Annotated in this window: 12 protein-coding genes; 5 read left to right on the top strand and 7 right to left on the bottom strand. The window is 65.5% G+C overall.

Translation table 11 applies throughout. The features are described 5' to 3' along the window. Nucleotides 1–327: 327 nt before the first annotated feature. The 3 genes from ACZK0Z_RS11130 to ACZK0Z_RS11120 all read right to left on the bottom strand — a co-directional run bounded on the left by ACZK0Z_RS11130 (nucleotide 328) and on the right by ACZK0Z_RS11120 (nucleotide 2,729). On the bottom strand, nucleotides 328–1,143 hold the full coding sequence (locus ACZK0Z_RS11130; protein ID WP_197619221.1) for a S1 family peptidase: 816 nt from the start codon (nucleotides 1,141–1,143) through the stop codon (nucleotides 328–330). A gap of 133 nt (nucleotides 1,144–1,276) precedes the next feature. Continuing rightward, nucleotides 1,277–1,633, bottom strand: coding sequence for an excalibur calcium-binding domain-containing protein (locus ACZK0Z_RS11125; RefSeq protein WP_100443849.1), 357 nt, complete (start codon nucleotides 1,631–1,633; stop codon nucleotides 1,277–1,279). Between the two features lie 91 nt (nucleotides 1,634–1,724). Next, nucleotides 1,725–2,729, bottom strand: a complete 1,005-nt coding sequence (locus ACZK0Z_RS11120; RefSeq protein WP_197631944.1) for an extracellular catalytic domain type 1 short-chain-length polyhydroxyalkanoate depolymerase — start codon at nucleotides 2,727–2,729, stop codon at nucleotides 1,725–1,727. A gap of 197 nt (nucleotides 2,730–2,926) precedes the next feature. Between ACZK0Z_RS11120 and ACZK0Z_RS11115 the strand changes: the two genes are divergently transcribed. From ACZK0Z_RS11115 to ACZK0Z_RS11100, 4 genes are read left to right on the top strand one after another with little or no spacing between them, the layout of a single operon-like run. Beyond that, nucleotides 2,927–5,125, top strand: a complete 2,199-nt coding sequence (locus ACZK0Z_RS11115) for a TonB-dependent receptor (RefSeq protein ID WP_414489299.1) — start codon at nucleotides 2,927–2,929, stop codon at nucleotides 5,123–5,125. Nucleotides 5,126–5,157: 32 nt separating this feature from the next. Further along, nucleotides 5,158–6,036, top strand: coding sequence for an alpha/beta fold hydrolase (locus ACZK0Z_RS11110; RefSeq protein WP_197631943.1), 879 nt, complete (start codon nucleotides 5,158–5,160; stop codon nucleotides 6,034–6,036). Beyond that, nucleotides 6,033–6,518 (top strand): MaoC/PaaZ C-terminal domain-containing protein, encoded by a 486-nt coding sequence (locus ACZK0Z_RS11105; protein WP_197631942.1) that lies wholly within the window; start codon nucleotides 6,033–6,035, stop codon nucleotides 6,516–6,518. Before ACZK0Z_RS11110 ends, ACZK0Z_RS11105 begins: the two co-directional genes overlap by 4 nt. 35 nt (nucleotides 6,519–6,553) lie before the next feature. Continuing rightward, a complete protein-coding gene (locus tag ACZK0Z_RS11100; RefSeq protein ID WP_197631941.1) occupies nucleotides 6,554–9,889 on the top strand; it encodes a hybrid sensor histidine kinase/response regulator in 3,336 nt (1,111 codons plus the stop codon). 4 nt (nucleotides 9,890–9,893) lie between these two features. Here ACZK0Z_RS11100 and ACZK0Z_RS11095 read toward each other — a convergent pair whose 3' ends face one another. Beyond that, complete coding sequence (locus tag ACZK0Z_RS11095; protein WP_049430814.1) at nucleotides 9,894–10,568, bottom strand: response regulator transcription factor; 675 nt, start codon at nucleotides 10,566–10,568, stop codon at nucleotides 9,894–9,896. Nucleotides 10,569–10,696: 128 nt separating this feature from the next. On the opposite strand from ACZK0Z_RS11095, the gene ACZK0Z_RS11090 reads away from it, so the two are divergent. After that, on the top strand, nucleotides 10,697–12,343 hold the full coding sequence (locus ACZK0Z_RS11090) for a fatty acid--CoA ligase (RefSeq protein WP_197631940.1): 1,647 nt from the start codon (nucleotides 10,697–10,699) through the stop codon (nucleotides 12,341–12,343). Nucleotides 12,344–12,470: 127 nt separating this feature from the next. On the opposite strand, the gene ACZK0Z_RS11085 is transcribed toward ACZK0Z_RS11090, so the two are convergent. From ACZK0Z_RS11085 to ACZK0Z_RS11075, 3 genes are all read right to left on the bottom strand, one after another. Next, complete coding sequence (locus ACZK0Z_RS11085; protein WP_100443848.1) at nucleotides 12,471–12,962, bottom strand: hypothetical protein; 492 nt, start codon at nucleotides 12,960–12,962, stop codon at nucleotides 12,471–12,473. 178 nt (nucleotides 12,963–13,140) lie between these two features. After that, nucleotides 13,141–13,884: a FadR/GntR family transcriptional regulator gene (locus ACZK0Z_RS11080; RefSeq protein WP_049430822.1), complete on the bottom strand. Its 744-nt coding sequence runs from the start codon at nucleotides 13,882–13,884 to the stop codon at nucleotides 13,141–13,143. 102 nt (nucleotides 13,885–13,986) lie between these two features. Continuing rightward, the gene (locus ACZK0Z_RS11075) at nucleotides 13,987–16,878 is read right to left on the bottom strand and encodes a TonB-dependent receptor (RefSeq protein ID WP_197631939.1); all 2,892 of its coding nucleotides are present in this window, start codon (nucleotides 16,876–16,878) and stop codon (nucleotides 13,987–13,989) included. Between the last annotated feature and the right edge of the window lie 223 nt (nucleotides 16,879–17,101).

The following is a 17,101-nucleotide window of genomic DNA, read 5'->3' as shown; positions in this document are numbered from 1 at the left end:
GGGGGCAAAGCCGAACGGCGCACCAGCGCTCGGCATAGCGCTTGGCCTGGCGTACATTCGCCGCAGCGACGACCTTGCTTCGTGACATCCTGCGCGCATCCAGGCATAGGCGGATACCGAGTACGGGGTGTGCCATGATGTGCGCCACCGAACGGCCGTTCCACCATAGATCCCAGCGCCCGCCGTTCTGCACCCAGCCGGAAGGCTGGAAGTCGATCATGCACGCAGGATGTTTGAACGAAGAAGCCATCGCTGGAAGGATACAAACGCCGGTCGCATGCCTTGAGACCGGGCCAGCATCTACGCGACAGGCTCCTGGGCAGTCAGTTAACGTGACGCGTCACGATCGATAGTGCTTTCGATCCAGTCAATGTAGCGGGACACGCGAACGCTGTAGACCACCTGGCCATAGTAGCCGGCTTCAAGTGCGTGCTCGGAAACGGCAGTGATCCAGGACCCAAGGCCGACCAGCTTCCACACGCCTTGATCCTCGATCAGCAGCGGGCCGCCGCTGTCGCCGTTGCCGAGCACGCCTTCAAGGGGCAGGCCCTGCGGAGGCGGGTCGAACCGGTACCAGAGATAACGCGTGTTGCCGCCGGTAATCGCGTTGTAGGCCCGCCGCAGCGTCGTACGATGCGGCCCGCCGGGCACCAGTCCAGTCGCACCGTTGCCGGTGGCGCCTTTGCCGATCAAGGTGGCGATCTGGGTGACCTCGGCGCTGCCACGATAGAGCGCCAGCGGCTGCACGTCGCTCACCGGTGTGGCAAGTCTGATCAGCGCAATGTCATCCGACGCCGCCAGAAACGCGTGGATTTTCGACGCACTCCCCGTTGCCATCGCCTCCATGCCCAGCGCCTCGGGCATCCTCCGATAGCCGGGGTGCAGGAAGACACGCTCGACACCATAGCCCTTGCCATCGATGGTGATGGTGGCGCCCATCCCCTCCATCGGTGCGGCATGCGCGGCGGTCACCACCCATCTCGGTGCAATCAGGACGCCGTGCCCCTCGCCCGGCATGTCTGCCAGTGCCGGGAATTCCGTTGCGTCTATCTGGTACCTGGCATCGTCAACATCATCGCGGATGACCACGGCACCGGCGGCGAACGGGAGCGCGGCAAGCGCGAGGAAAAGCCAGCGGTTCATGGAAGCCTTCGTCCCTGCGGTCAAGTGACAACAGCCTAGGGCATCGCCCCCGACGCAGGGAGGTCGTGCGACCAGCCCTGCTGATGACCGACGAACGCGGGAAAACGGCGACTGAAGCCAGGCGGGCCTTGCCCTACCTGCGACCACGATAGGGTTCGCAGCCCACGCCATCATTGTCGCGATCAAGGTGTGGCCCATACCCCGGATCACCACGCCGTACCGGCGCTGCTCCGGCGGCGCGGGCCTCCGTGCAGTTGGCAAACACCCCGGACCTGCGCGCAGAACCGGGGGCGAAACTGCTGCGCGGGGTGTCGACATATCGAGGCGCTGCTGGAGCGCCTCGATGGCAGTGGTAGTCACCGGTCTTGCGGTTGGTGTGGCAGCCATTCCTGTCGAGCCCGCCGGGATGGCCGAGGGCGTTTGCCGACAACAGCAATGCGAGCAGGCCGAATGCGAGCCATGCGATTGAAAAAGCGCGTCGGATGTCCATGCCCTCCCCCTGTCAGGCAGTCCTGCCAGGGCGAAGGCTAGCATGGGGTTGCAACCGTCGATCAGGTTCGACACTACAGCGGTTGTTGCCTTCAGCGCTGGTAGTTCTTCAGGAACAACCAGGTGATCAACGTGGCATCCGGGCCCTTCGGGTCGGTGAACGGCAAGCCCGACTGGCTGCCACTCCACGCATGCCCCATGCCCTTTACCACATAGTGCTGTGCCAGCGTGCGACCGCCATAGGCATAGGTGTCCACCGTGTAGGCACGCCCACCCGGCACCTGGCCATGGTAGGTGCTGGTCGGCAGGTACTTCACCGAGTCGTTGTCCAGGCCGTCGTCGGCCAGGTCGTTGGTCTGCAGGAACTGGCGCACGGCCTGCTCACCGTTCACCGGGTTGACGGTGAGGTCGGCGCTGCCATGGAACACCAGCACCGGCAGCGGGCGCGGCATCGGTGAGCCCGAGCACTGCCAGGCCAGCCGACCGTTGCTGTCCGGCGAATGGATGCTGCCGGCCAGCAACGCGTAGGCGCTGCCGGAGATGGTGGTCGCACCCTTGAACATGCCGCCGGAATGGATGGCACCAGCGGCGAACACGTCCGAATAGCAGGCCAGCATGATCGAGGTCATAGCACCGCCGGCAGAAATGCCGGTGACGTAGACCCGGTGCGGATCGACGCTGTAACCGGCCTTCACCTTGTCCACGATGCCGGCCAGGATCGACGCCTCGCCGCTGTCACGGGCCTGGTTGATCGGCAGCTGCCAGTTCCAGCAGCGCGCCGGGTTGGAGGTCACGTTCTGGCGCGGATAGACCACGATGAAACCCTCGATGTCGGCCACATCGTTGAAGCCGGAGGCCTCGCCCATCAGGTTGGGGCCGTTGACGCAGCCGTGCAGCACCAACAGCAAGGGCAGCGGCTGCTGGTCGCTGTAGCCGGCCGGCACCCAGACCTGGTATTCGCGGGCGCCGAACAGGTTGCCGTACAGGCCGATGTCCCAATGCCCGGCAGGGCCCGCGGCGAGCACGCTGCCTGCCGACGCCAGCCAGCAGCACAGCGCCAGCAGTACCGCCTTGATCGAATCGATTCCGGAATTCATGGCCAGATCCTCATGCGTGAGTCGTGGATGAAGTAGTACCGGGGAGCGCGTCCGGCTGAGGGCACGCCCAGTATCCGCATCCGGCGGCCACTGCCGACTGGACCTAGGTCCACTCGCCGCTGCCGGATGACACCGCTAGCCTTCGCTGCAGGGGTGGCAATGGGCCATCTGTGAGCACTTGCCTGGGGGAGGACCGAATGAAACGGAATTGCCTGAGTCTCATGATCGGCGCACTGCTGGCCTCCGGGCCGGTACTGGCACAGGACACGCCACAGGCCGTGCCGACGGCAGGCAGGACCGCTTCACCCACAAACCTGGACAGCATCAAGGTCACCGCACGCAAGCGCGAGGAAACGCTGCAGGAGGTACCGGTCGCCGTCACCGCCTTCACCTCCGAGGCGCTGGACAGGATGAATGTCCAGGACATCAGCGACCTGGATGCGCAGGTACCGAACCTGACCATCTACGCCGCCCGTGGCGCCAGCAGCACGGTTACCGCCTACATCCGCGGCATCGGCCAGTCCGATCCCACCTGGGGCGCCGACCCGGGCGTAGGCATCTATCTGGATGACGTTTACATCGCGCGGCCGCAGGGGGCGCTGCTGGACGTGTTCGATGTCTCGCGCATCGAGGTGCTGCGCGGCCCGCAGGGCACGCTGTACGGCAAGAACACCATCGGTGGCGCGATCAAGTACATCTCGCGCGGCCTGCCCACCAGAACCGAGGGCTTCGCCCAGGTCATCGTGGGCAACTACAGCCAGCTGGATGCCAAGGCCGCCATCGGTGGTCCGATCGGTGGTGCCGACAGCGGCCTGCGTGCCCGCGTGGCGGTGGCCAGCATGAACCACGATGGCTTCGGCGAGAACACGTTCAACGGTCAGCCGGTCAGCGACAAGCAGATCAACGCGGCGCGCGTGAACCTGGGTGCGTACGCCGGCGATGACTTCGACGTGCAGTTCGCACTGGACTGGATCGACGACCACTCCGGCATGCGCGGTTCGAAGATGCTGGCGCCCAATCCGTTCCTGCGCGCCTACCCGCCAATGGACAGCCGTTATGACATCCGTTCGGGCATGCGCAATCTCAACAACGTGGAAACCAAGGGCGCGTCGGCCACGGTGAACTGGCGCCCGAACGAAGATATCGCGGTGAAGTACGTGGTGGCCAAGCGTGAATCCGACAGTGAGGCCAACATCGACTTCGACACCACGCCGATCAAGCTGGCCGACGTGGGCGGCACTTACCACGACGAGCAGGTCAGCAACGAGATACAGCTGAACTACGATGCCGGCGGACGGGTGCGCGGCGTGGTCGGCCTGTACCAGTTCAGTGGCGAGGCCGGCGGCCAGATCCAGAACAACTACTTCAGCGCCCAGTTCGCCGACAACCAGGGCAAGGTATTGACCGACAGCATCGCGCTGTACGCGGATTGGACGTTCGACCTGACCAGCAGGCTCAAGCTTGATGTGGGTGCCCGCTACACCGACGAAGACAAGCGCGCGATCGTGCTGAACCGCCTCTATGCTGACCCGGGCTTCAGCCGGCCGGTGGCGGTGACGGCGGACTTCGACAAGAAGACCAACTTCAGGAACGTCTCGCCCAAGGTTTCGCTGGACTACCAGATCACCCCGGACATCATGGTGTACGGGCTGGCCACGCGCGGTTTCAAGTCGGGCGGCTACAACATCCGCGCCAACGCGGTGGCGGTGCCACGCTCGGCCGAGCCCTTCGACGATGAGACCGTGGACAGCTACGAGGTCGGCAGCAAGATGGCCTTCTTCGACCAGCGCTTCTTCCTGAACCTGTCGGCGTTCTACAACAAGTACAAGGATATCCAGCTGTCGGTGTTCACCGGCCTGGACACCAATGGCGATGGCATCGACGATTCCTTCTTCGGCGACTTCACCAATGCCGGCGCCGGCACCGTCAAGGGCCTGGAAGTCGAGTACCAGTACCTGCCCAGCCAGCACTGGCTGATCTCCGGCAACCTGGCCTGGCTGGACACGAAGTACGATGAGTACATCGATCGCGGCGTCAACGTCGCCAGGCAGATGAAGTTCACCAATGCGCCGGAATTCTCGGGTGCATTGAACGTGGAGTACCGCACTGACCTGGCCAACGGCAGCAACCTTTCTGCACGGGTGAGCTACAGCTACCAGAGCGAGGTCTGGCCCACCACCGACCTGAGCCCGGTGATCCGCCAGGACGGCTATGGACTGGTCAATGCCGGTGTGATCTGGCGCCTGGATGACGCCTGGACCTTCTCGTTGCAGGGCACCAACCTGGCCGACAAGGAATACCGCACCACCGGTTACAACATTCCGGCGGTCGGCACGCTGATTGGCTTCTATGGCCCGCCGCGCCAATATAGCCTCAGCGTCCGTTACGATTTCTAGCGCATCCGTTACGATTTCCAGGAAGCTCCTGCATGATGCAGTCCTACGTAGATCTGTACTGGAACAGCAATGATGGCCTGCGCCTGCATGCGCGCGACCATGCACCGGGTACGGGAACGGCACCGCGCGGCACCGTGGTCTGCATTCCCGGCCTGACCCGCAATGGTGCCGATTTCGATGCGCTGGCCGATACGCTCACTGCCGGCGGCTGGCGCGTGATCGCGGTTGACCTGCGCGGGCGCGCAGGGTCGGAGCGTGCGCATGATCCCACCAGCTACAACCCGCGCACCTATGCCGACGACATGGTGGCGCTGCTGCGCTCGCAGAACATCGACCGGGCGGTATTCGTAGGCACCTCGCTGGGCGTACTGGTGACCATCACCCTCGCCTCGCGCGCGCCGGAGCGGATCGCGGGTGCGGTCCTCAACGATGCCGGCCCCAAGGTGCCGCGTGAGGCGCTGGCACGGATCGGCAAGTACGCGGGCAAGCCGGTGCCACCGATGGATCTCGAGCAGGCCACTGCCTATGTGGCATCGATCGGCAAGGCCGCGTTCCCGCGCTTCAGCACCGATGACTGGCGACAGATGGCGGTGCGTACCTTCCGCACGCGCAGCGATGGGCTGCTGGAACTGGACTACGACCCGGCGGTGATCCGCACCACGCGGCCGTGGGTGCTGTGGCTGCTGCGGCCGGTGCTGTGGCGCGCGGTGCGCGGGCTGACCTCGCGGGTGCCGGTGCTGGTCGTGCGTGGCGCCCTGTCCGACATCCTGCCGGCCGACGTTGCACGGCAGATGGCGGCGACGTCGGAGCGTGCCCGGCTGGTGGAGGTGCCGGATGTCGGCCACGCGCCCATGCTGTCCGAGCCTGAGGCGCGTGGTGCGATCCTGGCCCTGCTGGAGCGTGTGGAATGAACCCACAGGGCATCGACGCCACCCTGCCGGCCGTCCTGCAGCCGTTGCAGCAATGGGCGGCCAGCGAGCGGCTGAGTGGCGCCACCCGCATCGCCCAGTCGCGCATCGACGCCTTCGCCGATGCCACAGGCGACCACAACTGGATCCATGTCGATCCGGCGCGGGCGCAGGCACAGCTGGCGGGTGGGCGCACCATCGCGCATGGCTTCCTGCTGCTCTCACTGACCGTGGAAGACGACGTCGCCGCCCTCGCCGGCTTCCCCGGCATCGCCCACGTGCTCAACTACGGTTTGAACAAGGTGCGCTTCCTGGCGCCGGTGCCGAGCGGATCGGAGGTGCGCGTCCGCTCGCGGCTGCTCTCGCTGGAGCTGCGCCAGCCCGGGCAGTGGCTGCTGACCCAGCACAAGAGTGTCGAACGGCTTCCCGATGGTGATATGGCACTGGTTGCCGAGCAGTTGTCACTGATCGTGATCGCAGCCTAGCGCTGCCGCGCCCGGCTTCTGCCTACACTGGAGCGATGTTGACGCCCTCTTTCGTGCTGCTGGCCTGCATTGCGTGGACCGCACTGCTGTTTGGCGTGGCCCTGTGGGGCGAGCGCCGGGGGCATCGGCTTTCGAAGGCATGGCCGCTCATCTACGCACTGTCCCTGGCGGTGCACTGCACCGCATGGACGTACTACGGCGCGGCGTCGCAGGGGCTGCAATGGGGCTTCCCCATTCCACCCACCCTCGCTGGCATGGCGCTGATCTTCGCGTTCGGCCTGCCGTTCCTGCTCCGCCTGGGGCGACTGGCCAAGCAGCACAACAGTGCCACCATCGCCGACCTGGTGGTCGCACGGCTGCGTGCGGATCGCGGCCTTGGCTTCACCATCACCCTGGTCGCGCTGCTCGGCATCATTCCCTACATCGCGCTTCAGCTGAGAGCGGTCAGCCAAGGGCTGGGCGCACTGTTGGGTGATCGTTTCACAGCTGCCGGCTGGCAGCTGGACATGTCGTTCTGGTTCGCATTGACGATGGCCGCCTTCACCCTGCTGTTCGGTGCCCGCAAGGCATCGGCCACCGAACCGAACCGCGGCATCGTGGTCGCTCTGGGCCTGGAATCGGTATTGAAGCTGACCGCCCTGCTGGCCATCGGCCTGTATGCCGCGCTGTCGGTGCACGCGGCCGGCACGCCGCTGCTGGAAAAGATGGCACAACTGCCGCCACCGGCCATCGTGCCGGACTATCTCACCATGGTTGCGCTGGGCGCCATCTCTGCATTCACCCTGCCGCACCAGTTCCATGTCGGCGTGGTCGAGCTTCGCCAGACCTCGGACCTGAAGACGGCACGCTGGATGTTCCCGGTCTACCTGCTGTTGATCGGGCTGCCGTCGGTGCCGATGGCATTGGCCGGTGCAGCACAGCTGCCGGCATCGGTATCTCCGGACCTGTATGTTCTGGCCCTGCCCCAGGCCGGCGGTCGTCACCTGCTGGCACTGCTGGCCTACCTGGGCAGCCTGAGCGCGGCCACCGGCATGATGATCCTCTCGGGGCTGACCCTGTCGATCATGCTTGGCAACCATGGATTCGGGTCGCACCTGCTCGGCGGCATCGGTGGCGGCGTGGCCAATGCCGACCTGCGCCCGCGTGTCCTGGCGTTCCGACGTGCAGGCATCCTCGCCGTGTTCCTGATGGCGTGGCTGTACAGCCGCGCGATGAGCGATACCGAGGCACTCAGTGATTTCGGCCTGATATCCTTCACCGCGCTCTCGCAGCTGGCACCAGCGGTGCTGCTGGCCGTGTACCGCCCACGCACGCCGTCCCCGGCCATCATGGCCGGCATCGTGCTGGGTTCGCTGGCCTGGCTGTGGCTGGTATTGCTGCCGATGGTGATCCCGGCCGCGACACCGTCGGCCAGTCCCGACGGACTGCACTGGCTGGCCGTGGTTTCGCTGCGCGTGCAACCCGGCCATATCGCGCTCAGCATGGGCGCCAGCCTGGCGATCAATCTGCTGACGGTTGCCCTGGTGTCGCGCGCCGTGCGTCCGCCGCTGCCCCGGAGGCGGGATGCGGTGGCTGCCGCTTCCCTGCGCAGGACCGCCGGGCGCTTCCTCGGCCAGGAGCGTGCGCGCCAGCTGCTGGAGGGCCACGCCGGGCAGATGCTGGATGATGACCGGGTCATCGCCATCGAGCGCGAGCTGACCGCCGTGGTGGGCGCGGGCATGGCGCGGCTGCTTGTCGAAGCCGCACGCGAGGGTGGCGCTGCGCCGCTGGATGCGGTGACCCGCGCGGTGGGCGAGGCAACGCAGGTACTGCGCTTCAACCAGCGGCTACTGGAGGCGGCGCTGGAAAACATGAGCCAGGGCATCAGCGTGGTCGATGCGCAGCTGCAGCTGGTGGCCTGGAACAGCCGCTACGCCGCGTTGTTCAGGTTCCCGCCGGAGCTGCTGCAGGTGGGGCGCCCGGTGGTCGATCTCACCGCCTGGGCACTGGGCCAGCTGAAGATTGGCGACGGCCCCGGCGACACGCCCGACAGAGCGCTGCAGCGCCGCGTCGCCCACATGCGTCGCGGCACGCCGCACCTGTCCGAGCGCATCTTCCCCGACGACACCATCGTCGAGATCCGCGGCAACCCGATGCCGGGTGGCGGCTACGTGGCCACCTTCACCGATGTCACCGCGTTCCGCCGGGCGGAAGATGCACTCAAGCGCAGCAATGAAACACTCGAGCACCGCGTGCAGGACCGCACCGCACGGCTGGAACAGGCGGTGCAGGAAGCCGAGCGCGCCAACGTGGCGAAAACCCGCTTCCTGACTGCCGTGGGCCACGACCTGATCCAACCCCTGCATGCCGCGCAGCTGCTGACCGATGCGATGTCGCAGCACATCGAATCGGAGTTCCTCGACAGCTTCCTGCGCCAGATCCGTGGTGCGCTGGATTCCACCGATGACCTGCTGTCGGGCCTGCTGGACATTTCTCGACTGGAGGCCGGTGGGCTGGTGGCCGATCCGCGACCGTTCCCGGTGTCGAACGTGCTGGATCCGCTTGCACAGGAGTTTGCCGTGCTCGCGGCAGCCCGCGGCCTGCAGTTCGGCTATGTGCGAAGCCACACCTGGGTTTACAGCGATCCGCTGTTGCTGCGCCGGGCGCTTCAGAACTTCCTGGCCAATGCCATCCGCTACACCCGCCGTGGCGGCGTGTTGCTGGGGGTGCGCCGCCAGGGCCGGAGGCTGTCGATTGGCGTGCATGACACCGGCCCCGGCATTGCACCGGAGCAACAGGCGGTGGTCTTCGAAGAATTCCATCGGATCGATCGCAGCAATGGCCAGGGCCTGGGGCTTGGCCTGACCATCGCACACCGTATTGCCGGTCTGCTGCATGCCCCACTGCACCTGCACAGCGTGCCGGATCGCGGCTCGACCTTCTCGCTCAGCGTGACACGCGCTTCGCGGCCGGAAGCGCCGCGCGGCGGAACCATGGCCAATGGCAGCACCGCCCTCAAGGGCATCCGCGTGCTGGTGGTGGACAACGACCCGGTTGCGCTGGAGGCGATGCAGCAGCTGCTGCACTCCTGGGGCTGTGATGTCATTGCGGCAACGGGCGCCGATGTGATCGGAGCATCAGCACATGAGGCCGCGCTGTGGTTGTTCGACTATCACCTGGATGACGGCGATACCGGTGTCGCGCTGTGGAAGCGACTGACGGCCATGCATGGGCTGCGGCCGACGGTGATCCTCAGTGCGGACACCGGCAGCGCGACGCGCGATGCAGTTCGTGGCGCGGGGCTCTCTTTGTTGAGCAAGCCGTTCAAGCCGCTGGCACTTCGCTGGGCGATCAACCACCTGCTGTCCGCGAGCTCTGCGGCCACGCCCTGATCCATCAGGGCCCGGGCGCTTCTTCGATCTGCCGGGATGGATCGGCCAGTCCCATTTCGTGCAGTACGCGGATGGCCTGCGCGCGGTTGCGCACCCCCAGCCGCCCCATGATGCGTGTCATGTGTGCCTTGACCGTACGCAGCTGCACACCGAGCCGGTCCGCGATCTGCTTGTTGAGCAGCCCTTCGGCCACCAGGCCCAGTACCTTGTACTGGTGCGCGGAAAGGCTGGCCAGGCGCGCGGCCAGGTCGGCGTCCCTGCTGAACGGCGCCACGCGCGCCACTGGCTCCCGCAGCAGGGCCGGAATCCAGCGTTCGCCCTCCAGTACCGACTGCAGCGCTGCCTGCAGCTCGTGCAGGCCCGAACTCTTGGGCAGGTAACCGGCCGCACCGAGGTCGATGGCACGCCGGATCACCTGCGGTTCCTCATTGGCCGAGACGATGATGATCGCCAACCCCGGCTGCAACGCACGAATGGTCGCCAGGCCTGCAAGTCCGTGGTTGCCCGGCATGTGCAGGTCCAGCAGCATCAGGTCGATCGACTGCCCCTCAAGCGCATCGAGCACGCTGTCCAGCGAATCGGCTTCGCAGATCTGCAGGTCGGCGACCGCCTCTTCGGCCGCGCGATGCAGCGCCGCGCGGAACAAGGGATGGTCGTCGGCGATGAGCAGGGTCGGCATGTCCAGGCGAGATTAGCAAATCGCCCGCGGCTGGGCACAGGTACCTAGGTACGCTGGTACGGGCGGGAGGGATGGCTAGTGTGGCCAGGAGAAGACCGGCCACCGACATGCTGCCACGAGGAACCCTCATGCCATCCGCCCCCGCTACCGATGCCGCTGCCTATCCGCTGTTGATCAAGCAACTGCTGCTGACACCCCTGGCGGTGTCCCCCGGGCAGGAGATCGTCTACGGCGATACGGTCCGCTACGACTACCGCACCCTGCATGCCCGCATCGGCCAGCTGGCGGGGCTGCTGACCTCGCTGGGCGTGAAGCATGGCGATACGGTGGCGGTCATGGACTGGGACAGCAACCGCTACCTGGAAGCCTACTTCGCGGTACCAATGATCGGTGCGGTGCTGATGATGGTGAACGTGCGCCTGGCACCGGAGCAGATTGCCTACACATTGAATCACAGCGGTGCACGGGTGCTGCTGGTCAATCGCGAGTTCCTGCCGCTGTTGGATGGAATCGACGGACAGCTACCCGATCTACGCACGCGCATCCTGATGGAAGATACCCATGGTCCGCTGCCAGCCGGTTTCGTCGCCGAGTACGAAGCCGGGCTGCGCGACGCTGCAGCGGCCAGTGAATACCCTGATTTCGACGAGAACACCCGCGCGACAGTGTTCTACACCACCGGCACCACCGGCTTGCCCAAGGGCGTCTCCTTCAGTCATCGGCAACTGGTCCTGCATTCACTGGCGGGGATGGCTGCCCTCGGCAGTGCGCCCAGCCAGGGACGGCTGCACCGCGACGACGTCTACATGCCGATCACCCCGATGTTCCATGTGCACGCGTGGGGCCTGCCCTACGTGGCCACGCTGATGGGCATCAAGCAGGTCTACCCGGGCCGCTATCTCCCCGCCAACCTGCTGGCACTGATCGCCCGCGAGAAGGTGACCTTCTCGCACTGCGTGCCGACCATCCTGCACATGCTGCTGGAGCACCCGGACGCTGCGCAGGCCGATCTGCAGGGCTGGAAGGTGATCATCGGCGGCGCCGCCCTGCCCCGTGCGCTCGCGCAGCGTGCATTGGCACGGGGCATCGACATCTTCGGCGGCTATGGCATGTCCGAGACCTGCCCGTTGCTCACCATCGCCCAGATCGACGTGGATACCGTGACCGATGCCGATGAGGTGCTGTCACTACGGACCAAGGCCGGGCTGCCGGTGCCGCTGGTGGATCTGCGCATCGTCGACCCGGACATGGGTGATGTCGTCCACGATGGCGTCGCCACCGGCGAAGTGGTGGCGCGTGCACCTTGGCTGACCCAGGGCTACCTGCACGATCCCGAGGCTTCGGCAACGCTGTGGGCGGGCGGTTACCTGCACACCGGAGACATCGGCAACATCGACGTAGGTGGCTACCTGCGTGTCACCGATCGCATCAAGGATGTGATCAAGACCGGCGGCGAGTGGATCTCCTCGCTTGCGCTGGAAGACATCATCGCGCTGCACCCGGCAGTCAGCGAGGTCGCGGTGATCGGTATCGCCGATACGAAATGGGGTGAGCGGCCATTGCCGCTGGTGGTCAGGAAGCCGGGAAAACATGTGGCCGAAGCGGAGATCATCGAACTGGTCGCAGCACGCAGCCGCGCCGGGGATATCTCACGCTATGCGATTCCGGAGCGGGTCAATTTCGTGGATGCGATCGAGCGCACCAGCGTGGGTAAGATCAACAAGAAGAAGCTGCGTGGGTTGCATGACCCAGCGACTGACTCGGACCGTGGGTGATCTCCGCCTGATCGCCGAGGTCAATGTTCGCACGGCAAGGTATGAAGTGGCGCCCCGGGACCATGATCTCCCGGGGCACCACTCTCCTGCAGCAGACTCAGCGCTGTTCTGCCAGCACAGGTCGCCCTCAGTCGATGCAGGGTCCCTTTGCAGCGATCGCCGTGTCGGATCCCTTCGCACCGATGCTGGCGGGGCCCTGGCATGCATCAAAGCTGTACTTGATCAGCTTCCACGCCCCGCTCGACCACCGGTATGTCCACGACTCGGAAGCGCCGCTCGGCAAGGTATTGGAGATCGAGATGACCTCGCCCTCCACGCCACGCGCAGGCAATGGAACAGGCGGGCCCGCCGCACCGGCCAGCTTGAGACTGCCAGCAGACTGATAGCTGTGCGAGATGGCCAGTTCACCCGTCTGCAACGCCGGCGCGTAGGCGGGCGAATTCCGTTTGATCCAATCGACGATGTAGCCGGCCTCCAGCGAATCCGACGCGTACGTGGCCTTCGCAACCACAGTGGCGGTCGCGGTGCCCGCGATCGGTCCTGCATTGACGCTTCCCCCGGGGACTCCACTCAGTGCCAGCACCAATGGCAGCGCCGCGCCCAACAGCGAGAACTTCATACCCTGCTCCTTGTGTGTATGCAGCTTTCTCAACGGGCCGTGTATGACCCGGGGGCAGTGTAGGCATTGCGGACACGCTGGGCATCGCCGCAGTCATGCCCATTTCTCATATCCATCAGGCGTCGAGCGCGATCTGCCCTGCTGAAGGTCGCAGCGCCGATTGTGTTGAACGCGGCACTCAGATCCGCGTCGTGGCCATGAACCGTTCGCGGTCCTGCTGCGTGCGGCGACGGATCTCCTCCAGCGCCTGGCTTTCGGTCGCCTGCAGCATGGCTTCGAACAGGCGCTGGAAGTGATGGCGCATGGCATTGCGTGCGGCCATCGGATCACGCGCGCGCAATGCTTCGAAGATGGCCATGTGCTCGTCGGCGCGGTTGGCGCCATCATCATGGCAGACCCGGGCATAGACCTCGGTCACCCGCGGCAGTTCGCTGCGCATGCGCCAGATCTGCTGCACGAAGAATTCCACCACCGGATTGCCGGAAAGCCGTGCGATGGCCAGGTGGAAACGGCGGTCGTACTCGCCGGCTTCCGCGTCGCTCAGGTCGCGACGGCACAGCGCTTCGGCCAGCGCCTGCAGCTCGGCAATGCCGGCATCATCCAGATTGCTTGCCGCCAGAGCGGCGGCCTCGGCCTCGAATACCGCGCGCGCAGCGGTAAGGTCGAACGCACTGACATCCGGCAGTCCACCCGGAACCTGCGTCGGGCGCGGCTTCACATGCACGCCCGAGCCAATGCGGATCGCGATCCAGCCCTGGGCCTCCAGGGCAATTTCAGCCTCGCGGATGGTCACCCGGCTGACACCGAACCGCTCGGCCAGCTCACGCTCACCTGGCAAGCGCGAGCCCGGCGGGAATTCGCCGTCCTCGATCAGCTTGCGGAGCTTGGCAGCGATGGTCTGGTAAAGGCGGTTGGCGGACATGCGGCTGACCCTTGGCGATTCCTTCCGGGTCCCTGCCCTGCCACCGCGGCCGGCAAGGGTCCGGTTGGAGCGACGGCGCGACCAGTGGCCGCGCCGCCCTGTTCAGAACTTGTATCGTACACCGAAATACGCACGCCGCCCGTAGGTCACCACTTCGCGGAAGTTGCCATAAAGCGGCTGGTAGGCCACGCGCGGCTCGTTGGTCAGGTTCATCAGTTCCAGCGACAGCGACAACTGCTTGTTCACCCGGTAGCGCAGGCGCAGGTCCACGCTGGTGTTGTCATCGTAGTAGCGGTTCTGCTGCGCGGTGTTGCCGGTGAAGTCCTGGTAGTAGTGCGAGCGGAACTTGCCGATGGCCTGGATGTTGAAGCGCCCGACGTCCCAGTAGATCGAGCCGGACAGCACGTGCCGTGAGAAGCCGCTGAGACCCGCCGGCGGCACGATGGCCGGAATGATCGTGCCGTCACTGGCCAGCTGCTCGCCCAGTCGCGAGTCCTGGGTCTGGTAGTCGGCATCGGCGTAGTTGTAGCTGACCTTGAAGCCCAGCCCGTCGAACGGCTTGAGCAGGTACGACAGTCGATGGGTGGCGGTCAGCTCGAAGCCGGTCAGCGTGCTGTCCTCGTCGGTGGTCACCTGCTGCCGCACCGGCACGGTCACGCTCCGGCCGTCGATGGTGTAGGTTTCAGGCACCAGCGCGATGGCGGTGCCGCCGTTGAACTGCTTCCAGTACACCGCGCCGGCCAGCATCGTGTCCGGGTTCGGGTACCACTCCAGGGAAAGGTCGCCGTTCCAGGACATCAGCGGCTGTGCCGCCGGGTTGCCACTGGCGCTGATGTCATCCAGCGCGTCGGCCAGATTGCCGTAGGTGGCATCACTGCTCACGTTGATGGTGCGCCCGGCACCCAGCGCGGCGATGTCCGGCCGTGACATCGCGCGATATGCACCCACCCGCAGCAACACGTCCGGGCGCAGTTCAAAAGCCGCGTTGAGGCTGGGCAGCAGCTTGTCGTTGCCCGCCTTGAACACCTGCGTGCTGTACTCGCCGGTGGGTTGCAGGCGGATCGTCCCGTCACCGTTGTCCTCGATACGCAGGCCGGTACGCACGCCTTCGGAGCGAACATCGGTCTTGACCCAGCGCAGGCCAAGGTTGCCGGTCACCGGCAAGCCGAACAGGCTGCTGCTGAACTCACCCATCAGATAGAGCGCGCGTGTCTTCTCGGTGATGTCGACATTGTTCGGATCCTGGAAACCCGGATCCAGGCCGCTGTCGAGGCTGCCGCGGAACGACCGGTACAGGCAGTCCGGATCGAAGTACGCCCACGAGGAGATCGTGTTGCCGCTGGCGGCATCCATGAAGTCATCCTGGGGGAACGGTGCGCGGCAGGCCTGGTTGGCGGCGATGATCTTCGCCTTGTCGGCCGCCACGCGCTGGTCGTAGTCGGTGACCAGGGTGTTGTCGCGCAGGCGGTAGTCGGCCTGGCTGGCGCGCACGCCGCCCTTGATGCGGCTGAAGAAACCGGACTCGGGCATGAAACTGGCGTCGAAGCGGCCGGCCTTGATCCTGTGGTCGTTCTCCGTTGCGCTTGAGGTCACCCGCGCCGCCCCGGTGTAGGCGTCCCAGTTGGTGGGGTCGAAGTTCGGCGCCAGCGCAACACTGGGCACTTCGCCGTGCCAGTCCCAGTCATAGTCCACGTAGCCGGTGGCACCACTGCTGATGCCGGGCACGGCGGCATTGTTGACGTCGCGCTGGTTCGCGCGCAGGCGGGTCATGCGCTCGCTATCGAGGCGATTGGTGTGCGAGTACGAAAGATCGGTGGACAGCTCCCAGGCCGGGGTCGGTCGCAGGATCAGGTTCAGGCCACCCCCGGTGTATTCCTCGCCACGCCAGTAGCGGTTGGAGGTGGAGTCGATCGAGGTGCTGCCATGCAGGTGGCGCACGATGCCCTCTGCGTCCACGTCGCGCTGGGTGATGCCGCGACGTGCGTTGGACAGGCTCAGATCGCTGCGGTTCTCGTACCAGTTGCGCTCGGTGTGTTCGAAGTCGAGATTCACTTCAACCACGTCATTGGGCCGCCACTGCAGTGCGGCGAACTCGCTCTGGCGGTCGTTGCGCTCCTGCTTGAGCCGGTAGATGCGGCTGCTTGGCACCAGGTAGTACGGCGCGCCGTTGGCGATGGCCTGCGCGGACACTTCATTGCAGTTGGCATTGCCCACGTTCTGCGTGCCATCGCAGGCATACCAGGTGGAACCGCTGGTGATGCTCTCTTCCGGATCAGTACCATCCAGGCGCTGGAAACCCAGCGAAATGCCCAGCTTCTGTCCGTTGCCGAATTCGAACTGGTCGATGTAGCTGGCGGTGCCGCGGTAGCCGATGCCGTCGTCGTCGCGGTACTTCTTGTCATACTCGGCCCAGCTGCCACGCAGATCGATCTGCGCCGCCCGCTTGCCGTACTCCAGTGGGCGCACCGTTTCCAGGCCGATGGTGCCGGCCACGCCGCCTTCGATGATGTCGGCGCGCTGGGTCTTGTAGATGGCGACCGTATTGATCAGCTCGGCGGGGAACATGTTGAAGTTCACCGAGCGGTCGCCGCTGCCGTTGGTGATCTCGCGACCGTTGAAGTTGGTGCTGCTGAGGAAGGCGCCCAGGCCACGGATGGAAATTTCCGAGGCCCCGGTCTTGTCGCGGGTCGAAGCGGCGCCGGTCAGGGTTTCGATCGCGTCGGCCAGCGAGGGCGCCGGCAGATCGCCGATGTCATCGGCCGAGAGCACGTCAGCAATGACCGTGTCGTCGCGCTTCTTGTTGATCGAACTCTGCATCGACTCGCGGATGCCGGTGACCTGCACCTGGTCCAGCGTGGTGGGATCCTGCCCTGCCGCGTCCCTGCTGGATTGCGCCTGGGCCGTGGGCAGGCCCGCCAGCACGGCGAGCAGCGCCACGATCAGGGGTGTGGGGGACAACGAGATGCTGTGCACTGCTCCGGCGGGTCGCCGCATGGTTTCCTCCTCCCAAAGGATCGCCTGCATGCCAGGCGTGGGACGCAGCTTCGGCACGTCGACATGAAAATGTCAACCAATTGGTATGTCACTGCGCAAATGCCTTTTATCCATACCAGTTGATCGCAATTTAATGTGCTTCTGCAGCATGACTTTGCGCGAAAGCTGGCTTACAACAGGCCCGAAAGTGGTATGCAGACCCACCCTGAAACGACGGCCGGGC

It is taken from the genome of Stenotrophomonas sp. 116085_Sma, from assembly GCF_056479585.1.
Note: the sequence above shows the minus strand (reverse complement) of the source record. Positions and strands in the feature narration are given on the sequence as shown.

Coding starts and splice junctions, on each gene's coding strand:
- ACZK0Z_RS11130 (WP_197619221.1), bottom strand. CDS start 1,143: ATGAACCGCTGGCTTTTCCTCGCGCTTGCCGCGCTCCCGTTCGCCGCC.
- ACZK0Z_RS11125 (WP_100443849.1), bottom strand. CDS start 1,633: ATGGACATCCGACGCGCTTTTTCAATCGCATGGCTCGCATTCGGCCTG.
- ACZK0Z_RS11120 (WP_197631944.1), bottom strand. CDS start 2,729: ATGAATTCCGGAATCGATTCGATCAAGGCGGTACTGCTGGCGCTGTGC.
- ACZK0Z_RS11115 (WP_414489299.1), top strand. CDS start 2,927: ATGAAACGGAATTGCCTGAGTCTCATGATCGGCGCACTGCTGGCCTCC.
- ACZK0Z_RS11110 (WP_197631943.1), top strand. CDS start 5,158: ATGATGCAGTCCTACGTAGATCTGTACTGGAACAGCAATGATGGCCTG.
- ACZK0Z_RS11105 (WP_197631942.1), top strand. CDS start 6,033: ATGAACCCACAGGGCATCGACGCCACCCTGCCGGCCGTCCTGCAGCCG.
- ACZK0Z_RS11100 (WP_197631941.1), top strand. CDS start 6,554: ATGTTGACGCCCTCTTTCGTGCTGCTGGCCTGCATTGCGTGGACCGCA.
- ACZK0Z_RS11095 (WP_049430814.1), bottom strand. CDS start 10,568: ATGCCGACCCTGCTCATCGCCGACGACCATCCCTTGTTCCGCGCGGCG.
- ACZK0Z_RS11090 (WP_197631940.1), top strand. CDS start 10,697: ATGCCATCCGCCCCCGCTACCGATGCCGCTGCCTATCCGCTGTTGATC.
- ACZK0Z_RS11085 (WP_100443848.1), bottom strand. CDS start 12,962: ATGAAGTTCTCGCTGTTGGGCGCGGCGCTGCCATTGGTGCTGGCACTG.
- ACZK0Z_RS11080 (WP_049430822.1), bottom strand. CDS start 13,884: ATGTCCGCCAACCGCCTTTACCAGACCATCGCTGCCAAGCTCCGCAAG.
- ACZK0Z_RS11075 (WP_197631939.1), bottom strand. CDS start 16,878: ATGCGGCGACCCGCCGGAGCAGTGCACAGCATCTCGTTGTCCCCCACA.